Annotated in this window: 18 protein-coding genes; 13 read left to right on the forward strand and 5 right to left on the reverse strand. The window is 70.9% G+C overall.

Translation table 11 applies throughout. The features are described from left to right. Positions 1-124: 124 nt before the first annotated feature. The 5 genes from ACMYLB_RS05560 to ACMYLB_RS05580 all read left to right on the forward strand — a co-directional run bounded on the left by ACMYLB_RS05560 (position 125) and on the right by ACMYLB_RS05580 (position 2,543). Entirely contained in the window at positions 125-574 is a 450-nt protein-coding gene (locus tag ACMYLB_RS05560) for a MaoC family dehydratase (protein WP_415909959.1), read from the forward strand. A gap of 138 nt (positions 575-712) precedes the next feature. Further along, a complete protein-coding gene (locus tag ACMYLB_RS05565; protein WP_415909960.1) occupies positions 713-1,072 on the forward strand; it encodes a DUF1304 domain-containing protein in 360 nt (119 codons plus the stop codon). A gap of 39 nt (positions 1,073-1,111) precedes the next feature. Next, positions 1,112-1,492, forward strand: a complete 381-nt coding sequence (locus tag ACMYLB_RS05570; RefSeq protein ID WP_415909961.1) for a TonB family protein — start codon at positions 1,112-1,114, stop codon at positions 1,490-1,492. Positions 1,493-1,500: 8 nt separating this feature from the next. Continuing rightward, positions 1,501-1,983, forward strand: a complete 483-nt coding sequence (locus tag ACMYLB_RS05575) for a DUF2721 domain-containing protein (RefSeq protein WP_415909962.1) — start codon at positions 1,501-1,503, stop codon at positions 1,981-1,983. 107 nt (positions 1,984-2,090) lie between these two features. Then, positions 2,091-2,543 (forward strand): DUF2721 domain-containing protein, encoded by a 453-nt coding sequence (locus ACMYLB_RS05580; RefSeq protein WP_415909963.1) that lies wholly within the window; start codon positions 2,091-2,093, stop codon positions 2,541-2,543. A 74-nt stretch (positions 2,544-2,617) separates the two neighbouring features. On the opposite strand, the gene ACMYLB_RS05585 is transcribed toward ACMYLB_RS05580, so the two are convergent. The 3 genes from ACMYLB_RS05585 to ACMYLB_RS05595 are packed head-to-tail and all read right to left on the reverse strand — an operon-like array spanning position 2,618 to position 4,202. Beyond that, complete coding sequence (locus ACMYLB_RS05585) at positions 2,618-3,265, reverse strand: HAD family hydrolase (protein ID WP_415909964.1); 648 nt, start codon at positions 3,263-3,265, stop codon at positions 2,618-2,620. Positions 3,266-3,323: 58 nt separating this feature from the next. Further along, complete coding sequence (locus ACMYLB_RS05590) at positions 3,324-3,668, reverse strand: YybH family protein (protein ID WP_415911041.1); 345 nt, start codon at positions 3,666-3,668, stop codon at positions 3,324-3,326. Positions 3,669-3,722: 54 nt separating this feature from the next. Continuing rightward, positions 3,723-4,202, reverse strand: a complete 480-nt coding sequence (locus tag ACMYLB_RS05595) for a YybH family protein (protein WP_415909965.1) — start codon at positions 4,200-4,202, stop codon at positions 3,723-3,725. Between the two features lie 146 nt (positions 4,203-4,348). On the opposite strand from ACMYLB_RS05595, the gene ACMYLB_RS05600 reads away from it, so the two are divergent. The 5 genes from ACMYLB_RS05600 (at position 4,349) to ACMYLB_RS05620 (ending at position 8,324) form a co-directional block, all read left to right on the forward strand. Beyond that, positions 4,349-5,494, forward strand: coding sequence for an MlaE family ABC transporter permease (locus ACMYLB_RS05600; RefSeq protein WP_415909966.1), 1,146 nt, complete (start codon positions 4,349-4,351; stop codon positions 5,492-5,494). A gap of 1 nt (position 5,495) precedes the next feature. Continuing rightward, positions 5,496-6,308: an ABC transporter ATP-binding protein gene (locus ACMYLB_RS05605; protein ID WP_415909967.1), complete on the forward strand. Its 813-nt coding sequence runs from the start codon at positions 5,496-5,498 to the stop codon at positions 6,306-6,308. Then, positions 6,305-7,315: an MlaD family protein gene (locus ACMYLB_RS05610; RefSeq protein ID WP_415909968.1), complete on the forward strand. Its 1,011-nt coding sequence runs from the start codon at positions 6,305-6,307 to the stop codon at positions 7,313-7,315. Before ACMYLB_RS05605 ends, ACMYLB_RS05610 begins: the two co-directional genes overlap by 4 nt. A 27-nt stretch (positions 7,316-7,342) precedes the next feature. Further along, positions 7,343-7,936 carry a membrane integrity-associated transporter subunit PqiC gene (locus tag ACMYLB_RS05615; RefSeq protein WP_415909969.1) on the forward strand — a complete coding sequence of 198 codons (594 nt, stop codon included), beginning with the start codon at positions 7,343-7,345 and terminating at the stop codon, positions 7,934-7,936. An 85-nt stretch (positions 7,937-8,021) separates the two neighbouring features. Next, complete coding sequence (locus ACMYLB_RS05620) at positions 8,022-8,324, forward strand: hypothetical protein (RefSeq protein ID WP_415909970.1); 303 nt, start codon at positions 8,022-8,024, stop codon at positions 8,322-8,324. A gap of 54 nt (positions 8,325-8,378) precedes the next feature. On the opposite strand, the gene ACMYLB_RS05625 is transcribed toward ACMYLB_RS05620, so the two are convergent. Then, on the reverse strand, positions 8,379-9,404 hold the full coding sequence (locus ACMYLB_RS05625) for a M20/M25/M40 family metallo-hydrolase (protein WP_415909971.1): 1,026 nt from the start codon (positions 9,402-9,404) through the stop codon (positions 8,379-8,381). Then, complete coding sequence (locus tag ACMYLB_RS05630) at positions 9,401-10,255, reverse strand: 2,3,4,5-tetrahydropyridine-2,6-dicarboxylate N-succinyltransferase (protein WP_415909972.1); 855 nt, start codon at positions 10,253-10,255, stop codon at positions 9,401-9,403. The genes ACMYLB_RS05625 and ACMYLB_RS05630 overlap by 4 nt, the downstream gene beginning before the upstream one ends. A gap of 104 nt (positions 10,256-10,359) precedes the next feature. On the opposite strand from ACMYLB_RS05630, the gene panC reads away from it, so the two are divergent. The 3 genes from panC to ACMYLB_RS05645 all read left to right on the forward strand — a co-directional run bounded on the left by panC (position 10,360) and on the right by ACMYLB_RS05645 (position 14,675). After that, on the forward strand, positions 10,360-11,175 hold the full coding sequence (gene panC, locus ACMYLB_RS05635) for a pantoate--beta-alanine ligase (RefSeq protein WP_415909973.1): 816 nt from the start codon (positions 10,360-10,362) through the stop codon (positions 11,173-11,175). A gap of 437 nt (positions 11,176-11,612) precedes the next feature. After that, positions 11,613-12,533: a 2-dehydropantoate 2-reductase gene (locus tag ACMYLB_RS05640; RefSeq protein ID WP_415911042.1), complete on the forward strand. Its 921-nt coding sequence runs from the start codon at positions 11,613-11,615 to the stop codon at positions 12,531-12,533. A gap of 111 nt (positions 12,534-12,644) precedes the next feature. After that, positions 12,645-14,675 (forward strand): M13 family metallopeptidase, encoded by a 2,031-nt coding sequence (locus ACMYLB_RS05645; protein ID WP_415909974.1) that lies wholly within the window; start codon positions 12,645-12,647, stop codon positions 14,673-14,675. The last annotated feature ends 44 nt before the right edge of the window (positions 14,676-14,719 follow it).

Raw genomic sequence — 14,719 nt, forward strand, 5'->3', positions numbered from 1 at the left:
GAGGAGCACGGGGAGTTTTTTCATGGGAGGGAGGCGCTGGCCCGGGCGCCCCGCCACTCAAGCAGACGCCGGTGCGAACACAATCCGACATTGGACAACGGCCGGCCGGTGCGCACGCTGGCGCATGCTCACCTGGGAAGACCTGCAGCCCGGCCAGAAATTCACCACCGCGGACTACGAGATGACCGCGGCGGAGATCGTCGCCTTCGCGCGGCAGTATGATCCGCAGCCGTTCCACACCGATCCGGAGGCGGCCAAGGCCTCGCTCTTCGGCGAGCACGTGGCGAGCGGCTGGCACACGGCGGCGGTGACGATGCGGCTGATGGTGCAGGGGGAGATGCAGGTCGAGGGCGGCGTGATTGGGCACGTGATCGAGGAGCTGCGTTTCCCGCGGCCGGTGCGCCCCGGCGACCGCCTGCGCGTGGTGCAGGAAGTCGTCGCCAAGAGCGAGATGCCCGGGCGTCCCGACCACGGCCGGCTGACGCTGCGCTGCCGGACGTTCAACCAGCAGGGCAAGCTGGTGCAGGACATGACCTCGCAGCTGGTGATCCGGCGGCGGCGGGCGGTTCCCTGAGGCGAGTCGCGCTGCCGGGTGGCGGGGGCGTGGGAGCCGGACGCGGCGAAGGATCGTGCGGTGGAGGGCAACCGTCTCTACCGGTGCGGCGCGGTTTCGGCGCTTGGCGATCGGCGGCGGGCGCGGCACCGTGCCGGCATGCCCCTCGCCGCCACGCTCCTCACGGCGCTCGTCGCGCTCCTGCACGCCTACTTCCTCGTCATCGAAATGTTCCTCTGGAACACGCCGTATGGCCGCCGGGTGTTCGGGTTGACGCCGGAGTTCGCCGCGGCGAGCCGCGTGCTGGCGATGAACCAGGGGCTCTACAACGGCTTCCTCGCCGCGGGCCTGGCGTGGAGCCTGGTGGACGGCGCACACGGTTTCGCGGTGCGGGTCTTCTTCCTCGGCTGCGTGGTGGTCGCGGGCGGTTTCGGCGCGGCGACGGCGAACCGCCGGATCCTCTACGTGCAGGCGCTGCCCGGCGCGCTCGCGCTCGGGGCGACCCTGCTGGCGCGATAAGCGGGTTGCGGCGGGTGAGGGGATGCCTTTGAAACGGACATGCGATTTGCGCTCGCCGTTCTTATCCTGGGGCTCGGAGTCGCCCATGCGATGGCGCAGGGCGTGATTCCTTCCTATGGAACGCGGGTGGATATCCGCTACCGGGCGGTTATGGGTGAATTTCCCACGGAGGAGAAGGTTGTTCCGCCTGCCTATCCCGCTCTGATGCGCCGGGCCTCGCTGGAGGATACGGTAGCATTCACGCTTACGGTGAAGGCGGATGGCAGCGTCGCTGAAGTGGCGGTCGGCGAGGCGAAATCTCCGGAGTTCCGGGCGACCGTTCTGGAGACGCTGCCCACTTGGCGCTTCCGGCCGTTGGCGACAAAGCCGAATGCGGTGAAGTTGCGCGGCGAAATCCGGTTTCGGATCATCGAAGACTAGCTTTCATCATGGAATCGCTCTCGTCGCTCCTGCCGATCATCCAGCTCGCGATCACGCCGGTGATCCTGGTTTCAGGCATGGGCGCGCTGCTCATCGTCCTGACCAACCGGATGGGGCGCATCGTCGACCGGACGCGCCAGCTCGCCGAGGCGATCCCGAGCTGCGAGGGCGAGGAGCGGCAGCACCTGGCCGACCAGCTCGACATCATGTGGGAACGCTCGCTGATCATCCGCCGCGCGGTGACGACGGCCGGGCTGAGCATGCTGCTGTCCTGTTTGCTCATCGTGGCGCTGTTCTGCGGGGCGCTGCTCGATTGGCGGATGCGGGAGGTCGTGCTGGTGCTGTTCGGCGCGAGCATCGCGCTGCTCGTGGCCTCGCTCGTGCAGTTCCTGCGCGACATCTTCATGGCGCTGCAGGCGCTGCGGCTGCAGATCGACCGGGCGAAGGCGCTGCATCGCGGCGCGGCGCCGACGGTGGCGCCGCGCGCCTAGCCGACCGGGACCGGGCGCGGGGCGCAGGTTTTGGCGACGATGCGGCATCGCTTGCGCTGACAGGCGGGAGCGTTGCGTCGCGGGGCGGGGCGGGTAGCTTGCCCGGCATGGACGCCAATTCCTCGAGCATGTTGCCGGTCATCCAGGCTTCGGTCACGCCGGTGATCCTCATTTCCGGTGCGGGCATGTTGCTGCTGACGCTGTCGAACCGCATGGGGCGCATCGTGGATCGCACGCGGGCGCTGGCGCGCGAGCTGCGCGATCATCCGGGGCAAAGGAACGAGCGCATCGAGGAGCAACTGACGGTCCTGACGCGGCGCACGCGGCTGATCCGCTCTTCCGTGATGTGGGCCGTGCTCAGCATGCTCTCGGCGTGCCTGCTGATCATGATGATCTTTGCCACGACGCTGCTGAAATTCGCCGAGGAGTGGCTGGTGGGCGCGTTTTTCTTCGGCGCGATCGCGCTGCTGTTCGGCTCGCTCGTGTATTTTGCGCGCGAGATGGTGCTTTCGCTGCACGCGCTCGAGTCGGAGGTGACCTGGTCGCGCCAGGGCAAGTGATCGCCGCCGTCCGGGCGGCGGGGCGCGCCGAGCCGGCGTGGTCGCGTCCGGCGTGACCGCGCCCGGCGCGCGGCTCAGCAGCGGGCGAGGAGCGCGGGGGTGGCGGCGGGCAGGTCGGGAAAAACCTCGGTCGCGCCGGCGGCGCGCAGCGCGGCGGCGTCGTGCGTGCCGGTGGTGACGCCGTAGAACGCCAGGCCGGCGTTGAGCGCGGTGGCGACGTCGTAGATCGAGTCGCCGACCAGCGCGGTCTCCGCGGCGGTGGTGCCGAGCGTGCGCAGCGCGTGCGCGGCGAACTCCCGCTGCGGCTTGAGCCACGCCGTGTCGCCGGCGCCGAAGATGCCGTCGAGCAGCGGCGTGAGTTTCAGATGGGCGCAGACCTCGCGCGAGGAATCGCCGCGCTTGTTCGTGAGGGCGGCGCATTTCACGCCGCGGGCCCGGAGGGCGGCGAGCAGCTCAAAGGTGCCGGGGAACACCGCGGCGTCCTGGAGACTGGTGGCGCGCCAGTGTTCCATGTAGATGGGCAGGATGCGCGCGACGTTGGCCTCGCCGGCGAGGTCGCGGATCGCGTCGTCGAGTCCGCGGCCGATGGCGCGCTTGACCTGGTCGAACGTCGGCTCCGGGAGCCCGACCTGCCGCATCGCGTGGGTGTGGCAGCGGTAGATCGCTTGGAACTGGTCGACGATGGTCCCGTCGAGGTCGAAGAGGACGGTGCGCAGGCGCATGAGCATCCGAGCGAACGCGCCCGGCGCCGGGCCGGCCAGCCGGAAATGCGTGCCGGCGTCAGCTTTTCGACGGCGCGGCGGGAGCGGCCGGCGCCGGCTCGGGGTCCTGCGCGCCGTGGTCGAGAGCGATGCGCCAGGCGCCGCCTGGCGTGCGCTTCCAGACGGTCACGAACTTGCCCTGCGAGGCGAAGGGTTTGCCGTCGACCGTCGCGGCGAAGCGATACGGGCCCCACGCCCAGCCGAGGTCGTGCGCGGCGGATTCGACGAGCACCTCCGCGGTGCCGAACGTGCGCGCGTCGGCCGGGATCTTCGCGATCGCGCGCAGGAACTCGTCGCGGCCGTGCGCGTCGAGGAAGAGGATCGTGCCGTCGTCGGCGAGGTGGGCGAGGAAGGCCGGGCGGATGCCGTCGGTCGACGCCTGGGCGAGGAAGTGCCCTCGGCCTCGGCCAGGGGCCGGTCAGCGCGGGGAGGACGGCGGGGCGGGCGAGGGGGCGGCGGCCGGGTCGGCCGGCGCGACGCCGGCCCAGCTGGCGAGCCAGAGCTTCCAGTCGCCGGCGGCGTCCTTCCGCCAGAGCTCGACGAAGCGGCCGTGGGTCGTGATGGACTCGCCGGTGGCCTTGCGGATGAAATCGAGGCGGTAGTCGCCGCGGACGAAGCCGAGGTCGTGCGAGGCGGCCTCGATTTCCTCGACGGGGGTGGCGGTGAACTTCGCAGTCGGGGAAATGCGCTGGGTGATCGCGGCGTCGAGCTCGGCGCGTCCGCGTGCGTGGAGGAACATCAGGAGGCCGTCGTCGGCGAAGGCCGCGCGGTAGGCGGCGGGCAGGTTTTCGGCCGTCCGGGCGTGGAAGTGCGCGACGGCGTCGTGGAGCGAGGAGGCGGGGGCGAGGAGCGGGGTGGCGGACGCGAGGGCGAGCGCGACGAGCGGGGACAGTTTCATCGGTCCGAAGGCTGGGAGTTTTGGCCCGGGCGCGACAGGGAAAAGATCTTAGCCGATGGCCCGGGGACGAACGCCGCCCGGCCGGCGACGAAACGGACCGAGAAAAAGTTCTGGAGACTGGGCGTCCACCCGGCGAAAGTGGCGGGATGTCCGATGCCGCCGCCACCGCCCGAGCCGAAGCGCACCTGGCGGACGGCGTGTTGACGGTCGTGGTGGGCGGCGACTGGCAGATCGTGGGCGAACGGCCCGACTGGCACGACCTCGTCGCCCGGACGATGGCCGCGGCCGGCACTCAGGATCCGCCGCGGCGCGTGCGCGTCGAGGGGCGCGCGGTGGCGAGCTGGGACAGCGCGCTGCCGCTCTTCGTCGGCCAGGCGATGCGCGGCGCGGAGTCGATCCACGCGCAGTTCGAGATGGCGAACCTGCCGCACGGCGTCGAGCAGCTCGTGCACCAGCTGGCGCAGCGTCCGGCGGTGAAGCACGACGACGCGGCGCTGCCGGACGTGTTCACCGCCGTCGGCGTGTTCTCGACCGGGTTCTTCGGCGAGGTGCGGGACATCGCGCGGCTGGTGGGCGAGTGCGTGTTCAGCATGCTGCGTTTTTTCCGCGGGCAGGCGCAGTTCCGCTGGCGCGACTGCATCACCGAGATGCAGCTGTGCGGGGCGATGGCGCTGCCGATCGTGGGCCTGATCAGCTTCCTCGTCGGCATCATCCTCGCCTACCAGGGGGCGGTGCAGCTGCGGCAGTTCGGCGCGGACATCTACGTGGCCGACATGGTGGGCGTGGCGGTCGTGCGCGAGATGGGGCCGCTGATGGCGGCGATCGTGCTGGCGGGCCGCACCGGCGCGGCGTTCGCGGCCACGCTCGGCAACATGAAGGCGAACGAGGAGATCGACGCGCTCGAGACCCTCGGCGTGTCGCCGGTGGATTTCCTGGTCATGCCGCGCCTGGCGGCGCTGTTCCTCATGATGCCGCTGCTCGCGCTCTACTCGAACGTCCTCGGCATCCTCGGCGGCCTGGTGATCTCGGCGGGCATCCTCGACATCCCGGCCAGCCTCTACTGGGCGGAGACGAAGACGATCGTCGACCTCTCGGACCTGTTCACCGGCCTGATCAAGGCCGGCGTGTTCGGCATCCTGATCGGCCTCTCCGGCTGCCTGCGCGGCTTGCAGGCCGAGCGCAGCGCGGCGGGCGTCGGCGCGGCGGCGACGAGCGCGGTCGTGACCGGCATCCTGCTCATCATCGTCCTGGACACGGTCTTTGCCGTGATCTTCAACATCCTCGGCTGGTGACATGAGCGACGCCACCCCGCCTCCTGCGCCGCCCGCCGGCAAGTTCGCCATCGAGGTCGAGGGCCTCCAGGCGCGCTACGACGACCGCGTGATCCTCGAGGGCGTCTCGTTTGCGGTGAAGAAGGGCGAGGTGTTCTTCATCATCGGCGGTTCGGGCTGCGGCAAGAGCACGCTGCTGCGCAACCTTATCGGCCTGCAGCATCCGCCGAAGGGCAGCGTGCGCTACTTCGGCCGCGACTTCACCCACGCCCCGGCCGCGCAGCGCAAGGCCTTCCTCCGGTCCTTCGGCGTGCTCTACCAGGGCGGCGCGCTCTGGAGCTCGATGACCGTGGGGGAGAACGTCGCGCTGCCGCTCGAGCTCTACACCAACCTCTCCAAGCGCGAGCGCGCCGGCATCGTCGGCCTCAAGCTCGCGCAGGTCGGCCTGGCCGGCTACGAGGACTATTATCCGGCGGAGCTCTCCGGCGGCATGAAGAAGCGCGCCGGCCTCGCCCGCGCGCTGGCGCTCGACCCCGACATCGTGTTCTTCGACGAGCCGTCGGCCGGCCTCGACCCGGTGACCTCGCTCAAGCTCGACGAGCTCATCCTCCAGCTCCGCGACACGCTCGGCACCACCATCGTCGTCGTCTCGCACGAGCTGGCCAGCATCTACGGCATCGCCGACCGCGTGGTCATGCTCGACCGCGCCACGCGCGGCGTGATCGCGGAGGGCGACCCGCGAGAGCTGCGCGACCGCAGCGAGGACCCGCGGGTGCGGGAGTTTTTGAATAGACGCATGGAGCCCGCCGGGCAAAAAGGAGTCTCAATCCCGTGAAATCACGCTTCAGTCCCGCCGCCGTGGGCATGTTCGTGCTGGGCGCCGTCCTGCTCGGCCTGCTCGCCTTCATTTCGTTCGGCGGGACGAACTTCTTCGCCAAGCCCACGCGCTTCGTCGTCTACTTCGACGAGTCGGTCAGCGGCCTCGACCCCGGCGCGGCGGTGAAGGTCAACGGCGTGCGCATCGGCCGCGTCGCCGCCATCAACGTCCGCTACGACTCCGCCACGCGCTCCGCCCTCGTCCAGACCATCTGCGAGATCGACCGCAACGTCCTCACCGACCGCGACGGCAACACCATCGAGCTCACCAACCCGGTCGAGCTCCAGAACCTCATCGAGCGCGGCATGCGCGCGAAGCTCAACCTCCAGGGCATCACCGGCCTGCTCTTTGTCGAGCTGAGCTTCGAGGACCCGCGCGAATACCCGGCGCCGAAACCTTCCAGCGTCGATCCGTATCCGGCCATTCCGGCGATCAAATCCCCCATCGCCGAGGTGCAGAGCTCCATCGTCGAGATCGTGGCCGACATTAAGAAGGTCGACTTCGCCGGCCTGAGCAAGGAGCTGAAGACGCTCCTGACGACGACGAACCAGAAGGTCGCCGCGCTCGATGTGAAGGCGCTGACCGAGCGCGTCGGCCGCGCCGCCGACGCCGTGAATCAGTTCGCCAGCTCGCCCGACGCGAAGGCGGCCATGGCCAATCTCAACCAGACGCTCATCGCCACCCAGGCGCTCATCGCCAAGCTCGACACCCAGGTCGATCCCGTCAGCGGCGAGCTGAAGAAGACGCTCGCCGACGCCCAGGCCGCCCTGAAGCAGATCGACGCCGCCGCGGCCACCACGCGCCGCTTCGTGCAGTCGCAGGGCTACCTCGGCGAGGACGTCTCGCGGACGCTGCAGCAGGTCTCCGAGGCCGCCGGCGCGATCCAGCGCCTCGCCGAGCTCCTCGAGCGCAACCCGAACGCGCTGCTCGTCGGCCGCAAACGCAACCCCGAGGCCGCGCGCTGAGCCGGCGCGGCCCTCCCTTTTCCCGCCGTGAAAATCCTCCGTCCGATCCTGCTGCTCACCGGTGCCGCGTGCGCCGGCCTGCTGGCCGCCTGCAATTTCCTTCCCGAGGCGCCGCCGGAGAACGCGCACTACTTCGTGCTCGAGGCCCAGCCGGCCGGCGACCGGCCGGCCGCGGACTCGCTCCGGATCGGCCTGCGGCCGGTCGAGGTCGCGACCTACCTGCGCGGCAAGGCGATGGCGGTGCGCGTCGGCGACCACGAGGTCCGCTACGCGCACGACGCCTTCTGGGCCGAGCCGCTCGACGCCGGCGTCGCTCGCGTGCTGCGCGAAAGCCTCGCCGCGCGCGCGACCGTGCTCGCCTATCCGTTCCCCGCGCAGCTGCCGCGCGACTACGACCTGACCGTGCGCATCCTCGGCGCCGAGGGCGCGCCGGGCGGCGTGCGCTTCGTCGCCGTCATCGAGCTGCTGCGCGTGGGCGACAAGCCCGCGCTGGTGGCGCGCCGCGAGTTCACCGCGCCGCCCGCGGCGTGGCACAACGACTACGCCCAGCTCGCGCGCGGGCTCAGCCAGGCCGTCGCCGCCCTGGCCGACGAGGTTCTCGCGAGCGTGCCGAAGTCCTGACGGTCGCGGCAGCCCGCGTGCGGGGCGGCGCACTTTGCCGCACTTTGCGCTGGCTGCTGGCACGGAGCCGGCTATCTGTTCGGGCATGGCCCTGTCCGGAGACACCCCCTCCATGTTCACGGTGATCCAGTTTTCCCTGGAGACCGCGCCGGACAGCACGCCGAGGCAGCGCTCGACCAACTGGGGTTCGTATCGCTCGGTCGAGGAAGCGTTCATCAACGCCCGCTGCCTCGCCAACGAGACGCGCAGCCGCATCCAGGAAACCGGCGCCTTCGGCTCGCCGGCGATCATCGACACCGAGTGGGGCTACGACCTGCGGCTCGGCCCGCTCACCGTGCACCGCTTCTGGGTGCACGAGAGCATCAGCAGCCAGCGCCTGCTGAAATAACCCGCTCCGGGCGCGGACCGGCCGGGCGCCGGCGGGAAACGCCGGGAACGCGCGTCAGGCGGTCGCCAGCAGCTCCGTCGCGAGGCGGACGTTGCCGTCGATGGCGCCGTGGAGCTCGGCGATGGACAGGAACTCGTGGTCCGTGTGCGCGACGTGGATCGAACCCGGGCCGTAGAGCAGCGGCGTGCCCCACCGGTCCAGGAACGGCACGTCGGTGGCGTAGGAGAACACGGCTTTTTCGAAACCGGCGACGGTGTGCAGGCGCACCAGCGGCACGAAGGCCGTCTCCTCGATGCGCAGGCGCGCGCCGACGAGTTCCTGCACGCGGCGGCGGATGACGTCGGCGTCGCCGACGGTGCGGAAGAAGAGCTCCGCCTGCGCGTGCGGCGGGATGACGTTCGGGGCGACGCCGCCGCTGAGCAGGCCGATGTTGAAATGCGTGCGGCCGAGCACGGGGTCGGCCGGCCACTCGGCGCGGCGCAGCACCTCGAGGCCGTCGAGGAGCTTCTCCGTGGCGGATTCGCCGAGCTCGGGATAACCGGAGTGCGCGGCCTTGCCGGCGGCGTGGAGGCGGAAGCGCAGGCCGCCGCGCGTGGCGGTGCCGAGGCGGAGGTCGGTCGGCTCGCCGTTGATGAGGAAGCGGGAGCGGTTCGGGAGCGTGTTGGCGGCCTTGGCGCCGTCGCTGCCGCGCTCCTCGCCGACGACGAAGAGCAGGCCCACGCGCGTCTCGCCCGCGGCGCGGAGGCGCTCGGCGGCGGCGACCTGCGCGGCGAGGATGCCCTTGGCGTCGCACGCGCCGCGGCCGACGAGCCGGTCGCCCTCGACGCGGCTGGGGAAGAACGGCGGCACGCAGTCGAAGTGGGTCGAGAACGTCACCTGCGGCTCGCCGACGGTGGCGAGGAGGTTGCAGCGATCGCCGGCGACGGGCTGCTCCTGCACCCGCCAGCCGAGGGCGCGCAGGTCGGCGGCGAGCTTGCGGCCGACCGCGGCTTCCTGGCCGGTGGTCGACTCGATGTCCATCAGGCCGCGCGCGAAGGCGACGGCGTCGAAGGCGTGGCCGCCCGGCATCGCGGTGCTCATCGGATCCAGCTCTCGAGTTCGGTGCGGGTGTCGGTCTTCTCGTCGCGGTATTTGACGATGACCGGGGTGGCGACGGAGAGGCCCCATTCGGGTCCGGGCGAGCGCTTCACGGTGCGCGCGCCGGGGACGACGACGGCGCCGGGCGGCACGACGACAGGCTGGCCGGCCGCGGGGGCGATGATGGTCTGGTGGACGAGGTCGTAGATCGGCGTGGAACCGGTGAGGATGACGCCGGCGGCGATGACGGCGCGGGTTTTCACGATCGCGCCCTCGTAGATGCCGGTGTTGCCGCCGACGAGGACGTCGTCCTCGATGATGACCGGCAGGGCGCCGACGGGCTCGATGACGCCGCCGATCTGGGCGGCGGCGGAGAGGTGCACGCGCTTGCCGATCTGGGCGCAGGAGCCGACGAGGGCGTGCGAGTCGACCATGGTGCCCTCGTCGACGTAGGCGCCGAGGTTGATATACATCGGCGGCATGCAGATGACGCCCTTGGCGAGGTAGGCGCCCTCGCGGATGGACGAGCCGCCGGGGACGATGCGCACGCCGGCGGCGAGGCCGGGGCGGCGGACGGGCAGGGTGTCCTTGTCGTAGAAGGGGAACGCGCCGCTCACGTCCGCCATGTCGCCGTGGCGCAGGCCGAGGAGGATGGCCTGCTTGACCCAGGTGTTGACCTTCCAGCCCGTGGGCGAGGACGCGTCGGGCTCGGCGGAGCGGACCTGGCCGGCGTTCAGCGCGGCGCGGACCTCGGTCCAGAGGGCGCGGGCGGCGGTCTTGTCGGCGGCGGGGCCGGCGGCGAAGAGTTGCTCGGTCTGGGTGCGCAGGGCGGCGAAATCGGGCGTGGTGGACATGCGTAAAGCGCGGATGAATGACCGCGGGAGGCTTGATAAAGCGCCCGGCTCCGGGTTAGTTCAAGTTCCTTCCCGGTCATGCAAAAATCGACTCTCTCACGGCGATGCGGGCCAGCGCCGCGGAGTTGCGCGCCTCGGGGCGCCGGCTTGCGCTCATTCCCACCCTCGGCGCCTTGCACGCCGGCCACGTCAGCCTGATCCGGCTCGCCCGCGCGCGTGGCGACGCGGTGATCGTGTCCGTCTTCGTCAACCCGCTGCAGTTCGGGGCGAACGAGGACTTCGCCAAGTATCCGCGCAACGCGGCGGCCGACGCGGCGCTGTGCGAGCGCGAGGGGGCCGACGTGTTCTTCGCCCCGGCGACGGAGGAGATGTTCCCGAAGCATTTTTCCACCGCGGTGACGGAGGATCGCGTGAGCAAGCCGCTCTGCGGCGTGTCGCGCCCCGTGCTCTTCAAGGGCGTGCTCACGTGCTGGCTCAAGCTGCTCAACGTCGTCCAGCCGCACGCGCTCGTGATGGGCGAAAAGGATTTCCAGCAGGTCGCCGTCGTCCGCAAGGCCCTCGCCGACCTCGCGCTGCCGGTCGAGATCGTCACCGCGCCGACCGTGCGCGACGCCGACGGCCTCGCGATCAGCGCGCGCAACGCCTACCTCACGCCGAACCAGCGCGACGAGGCGCTGGCCGTGCACCAGGCGCTCATGCGCGCCCGGGAGATGGTCGACGCGGGCGTGCGCAGCGCCGACCGCGTCGTGGCCGAGGCCACGCACATCATGGCCGCGAAGCGCCGCCTGCGCGTCATCTACATCGCCGTCGTGAATCGCGAGACGATGGAGCCGATGCGCGAGGTCGTGCCCGGCGTCTCCCTCATGGCGGTGGCGTTCTGGGTCGATGAGATCCGCCTGACGGACAACATCCCGCTCTGAAATCCGCCCGCGGACGGGCTGTGAATAACTTGTCGGCAGTTGGCCGACGCGCCGGCTGCGGCCGCGCGCGACGCCGTCCTACCGGGCGCGCGGTCCGCCGGAAGCGCCACGGCGCCGCCCGGACGAGGCCGCGGCGGGGCTCCGGGGCGGCCCCGGCTAAACCGCTGGCTCAGAAGGGGCCGGCGCCGAGCTGGCGTCCGCCGGCGTCGGCGGCTCCCGCGTAACCGCTTCATGCGGGCATCCGGGATCGTCGGTCGGGCGGCAATGGGGCGGGGCACCCGGGGACTTTTACGCGCTAGAGCCGTTCTTCCTTCGGGGGCTGTGAGGAAAACCGGGTTTCGGCGCCGAAGCGACCCGGAGAGCGAGGTTGAATTTTCCGCCGCGACGGCGAGTGTGGGGCGCGTGAACGCCCCTTTCCCTCGAAACCCCGCATCGCGATCGCCGGCGCCGGCGCGCTCGGCCTCTACTACGGCGCGCACCTGGCGCGCGCGGGACACGACGTGCATTTCCTCGTCCGCACCGGCCGCGCCGCCGTGCTCGCCCGCGGCATCCGCGTGAAGGGACCGGCGGAGAAGCTCCACCTCAAGAAGGTCCAGGTCTACGGCGCCACCGAGGAAATCGGCCCGTGCGACCTCGTGATCGTCGCCCTCAAGGCCACGGCGAACGAGGCGCTGAAGAAACTGCTCCCGCCGCTGCTCGGCCCGACGACCCTTGTGCTCACGCTGCAGAACGGCCTCGGCGTCGAGGAGCCGGTCGCGGAAGTCGCCGGTCCTGACCGCGTGATCGGCGCGCTCTGCTACATCGCCGCCGAGCGCAAGGAGCCGGGCGTGGTCGAGTGCCGCTTCCCCGGCGTGATGACCATCGGCAAGTTCGGCAAGCCCGCCGGCGAGCGCACGCACGCCGTCGCGACGATGTTCAGCCGGGCCGGCGTGAAGTGCGAGGCGCAGGACAATCTCGAGGAGATGCGCTGGCGCAAGCTGGTCTGGAACGTCCCCTTCAACGGCATCGCCATCGCCGCCGGCGGCGTGACGACCGACGTGATCATGGCCGACGACGGCCTGCGCACGCTCGCGCGCCGCGTGATGGAGGAGGTGGTCGAGGCCGCCGCGAAGTTCGGCCACGAGATCCCGCGCTCGTTCGTCGACCTGCAGTTCGAGCGCACGGCCAAGATGGGCGGCTACCGTCCGTCCAGCCTGATCGACTTCGAGGAAGGCCGGGAGCTCGAGCTGGAGGAAATCTGGGGCGAGCCGGTCCGGCGCGCGAAGTCCGTCGGCGCGCCCGTGCCGCGCATGGAGATGCTCTACTGGCTGATCCGGCACCGCCTCGCGGCGCGGAAGCCGGCGAAGCGCAAGCGCTGAGGCGGCGCCCGCGGGGCCCCCGCGCCCGCACGGCGGCGCCCTCGTCGCGCCCCGGCCCGCATTGGTCGATTCCGCGTTGCGCCCCGCCGCGGCCCGGGCGAGCGTGCGGCCATGCGTTCCCTGAAACTCCTCTCGCTCGTCTCGGCGTGCGCCCTCGGCTCGGTGGCGCGTGCGGAGATCACTCCCACGAACTTCGACCGCACGGTGAAGCCGCAGGGCGACTTCTACCAGTTCGTCAACGGCACCTGGCTCAAGAACACCGCGATTCCCGCCGACCAGGCGCGCTGGCACACCTTCACCATCCTGGCCGAGCGCAACATGGAGGCGCTGCACCAGATCGCCGAGCGCGCCGCCGCGAAGGGCCCGGCCGGCACCGCGATCGAGCAGCTGGTGGGCGACTTCTACGCCAGCGGCATGGACGAGGCCGCGATCAACGCCGCCGGCATCACGCCTTTGCAGCCGCAGCTCGACCGCATCGCCGCCGCGAAGTCGCCGGCGGAAATTTTCGCCGTGATGGGCTACCTGCACGCGCAGGGCATCCGCGTCGGCTTCGGCGCCGGGGTCGGGCCGGACGCGAAGAACAGCAGCGTCCAGATCTTCCAGCTCCGCCAAGCCGGCCTCGGCCTGCCGAGCGGCGGGCGCGACTCGGACCGCGACTACTATTTCAACACCGACGAGCGCTCGCAGAAGATCCGCGCGCAATACGTCGCGCACATCGCGAAGATGCTCGCGCTCTCCGGCTGGGACGCCGCCGCCGCGCAGGCCGGCGCCGCCGGCGCGATGCGCATCGAGACCGCGCTCGCCGAGGTATCGCTCCCGCGCGCCGCGCTCCGCAACCCCTACGCCAGCTACCACAAGATCGCCGTCGCCGACCTCGCGACGAAGACGCCCGGGCTCGACTGGGCCGGCTACTTCCAGGCCGTCGGCCTCGGCAAGTTCCAGGAGCTGAACCTCGCGCACCCGAAGTTCTTCGCCGGCTTCGCCCAGCTGGTGCAGGAAGCGCCCGCCGCCGACTGGCAGGCCTACCTCCGCTGGCGCGTGCTGTCCAGTTTCGCCCCGGCGCTCGGCACCGCGTTCGAGGAGGAGAACTTCAATTTCTACAGCGGCGTCATCGCCGGCGTGAAGGAGCGCAAGCCGCGCTGGCGCCGCATCATCACCGCCGCCGACAACGGCCTCGGCGAGGCGCTGGGCCAGCTCTACGTCGCCGAGTATTTCCCGCCCGAGGCGAAGACCCGCGTGCTCAAGCTCGTCGAGGACCTCCGCGCCGCCCTGGGCGACCGCATCCGCGCGCTGGAGTGGATGGACGCGCCGACGAAGGAGAAGGCGCTGGCGAAGCTCGCCGCGTTCTCGGTCAAGATGGGCTATCCCGACAAGTGGCAGGACTACTCCGCGCTGAAGCTCGACCGCGGTCCCTACGTGCTCAACCAGCTCCGCATCGCGCACTACGAGCAGAAGCGCAACATCGCCCGCCTCGGCCAGCCGACGGACAAGACGGAGTGGAGCATGACGCCCCCGACGGTGAATGCCTCCTACAGCCCGCAGGCCAACTCGATCACCTTCCCCGCCGGCATCCTCCAGCCGCCGTTCTTCGACCCGAAGGCCGACGACGCCTCCAACTACGGCGGCATCGGCACCGTCATCGGCCACGAGATGACGCACGGCTTCGACGACCAGGGCCGTCGTTTCGACGCCGCCGGCAACCTCGCCGACTGGTGGTCCAAGGAGTCCGCCGAGGAATTCAACAAGCGCGCCGCGAAGGTCGTCGCCCAGTTCAGCGGCTACACCGTCCTCGACGGCACGCTGCACCTGAAGGGCGAGCTCACGCAGGGCGAGAACATCGCCGACCTCGGCGGCGTGAAGGTGGCGTTCCTCGCGCTGCAGAAGGCGCTCGAGGGCAAGCCGCGCGAGAAGATCGACGGCTGGACACCCGAGCAGCGGTTCTTCCTCAGCTACGCCAACATCTGGCGCGACCTCCAGCGGCCGGAGGAGCAGCGCCGCCGCGTGAACGTCGACCCGCATTCGCCCGGCCAGTGGCGCGTGCGCGGCCCGCTCTCGAACCTCGAGGAATTCTGGGCCGCCTTCGACGTGCCCGAGGGCGCCCCGATGCGCCGCTCCGGCGACGCGCGCGTCACCATCTGGTGAGGTGAGCGCACCTCCCTTCCGGCGCCGCCCGCGGGCGGCGCCTT

This window comes from Oleiharenicola sp. Vm1, from assembly GCF_047777955.1.
Classification (GTDB): Bacteria; Verrucomicrobiota; Verrucomicrobiia; order Opitutales; family Opitutaceae; genus Didemnitutus.

Excerpts from the sequence above, each read along its gene's own strand:
- ACMYLB_RS05560 (WP_415909959.1), top strand. The coding sequence starts at position 125 with ATGCTCACCTGGGAAGACCTGCAGCCCGGCCAGAAATTCACCACCGCG.
- ACMYLB_RS05580 (WP_415909963.1), top strand. The coding sequence starts at position 2,091 with ATGGACGCCAATTCCTCGAGCATGTTGCCGGTCATCCAGGCTTCGGTC.
- ACMYLB_RS05595 (WP_415909965.1), bottom strand. The coding sequence starts at position 4,202 with ATGAAACTGTCCCCGCTCGTCGCGCTCGCCCTCGCGTCCGCCACCCCG.
- ACMYLB_RS05625 (WP_415909971.1), bottom strand. The coding sequence starts at position 9,404 with ATGAGCACCGCGATGCCGGGCGGCCACGCCTTCGACGCCGTCGCCTTC.
- ACMYLB_RS05575 (WP_415909962.1), top strand. The coding sequence starts at position 1,501 with ATGGAATCGCTCTCGTCGCTCCTGCCGATCATCCAGCTCGCGATCACG.
- panC (WP_415909973.1), top strand. The coding sequence starts at position 10,360 with ATGCGGGCCAGCGCCGCGGAGTTGCGCGCCTCGGGGCGCCGGCTTGCG.
- ACMYLB_RS05605 (WP_415909967.1), top strand. The coding sequence starts at position 5,496 with ATGAGCGACGCCACCCCGCCTCCTGCGCCGCCCGCCGGCAAGTTCGCC.
- ACMYLB_RS05620 (WP_415909970.1), top strand. The coding sequence starts at position 8,022 with ATGGCCCTGTCCGGAGACACCCCCTCCATGTTCACGGTGATCCAGTTT.
- ACMYLB_RS05630 (WP_415909972.1), bottom strand. The coding sequence starts at position 10,255 with ATGTCCACCACGCCCGATTTCGCCGCCCTGCGCACCCAGACCGAGCAA.
- ACMYLB_RS05570 (WP_415909961.1), top strand. The coding sequence starts at position 1,112 with ATGCGATTTGCGCTCGCCGTTCTTATCCTGGGGCTCGGAGTCGCCCAT.
- ACMYLB_RS05565 (WP_415909960.1), top strand. The coding sequence starts at position 713 with ATGCCCCTCGCCGCCACGCTCCTCACGGCGCTCGTCGCGCTCCTGCAC.
- ACMYLB_RS05645 (WP_415909974.1), top strand. The coding sequence starts at position 12,645 with ATGCGTTCCCTGAAACTCCTCTCGCTCGTCTCGGCGTGCGCCCTCGGC.
- ACMYLB_RS05585 (WP_415909964.1), bottom strand. The coding sequence starts at position 3,265 with ATGCGCCTGCGCACCGTCCTCTTCGACCTCGACGGGACCATCGTCGAC.
- ACMYLB_RS05600 (WP_415909966.1), top strand. The coding sequence starts at position 4,349 with ATGTCCGATGCCGCCGCCACCGCCCGAGCCGAAGCGCACCTGGCGGAC.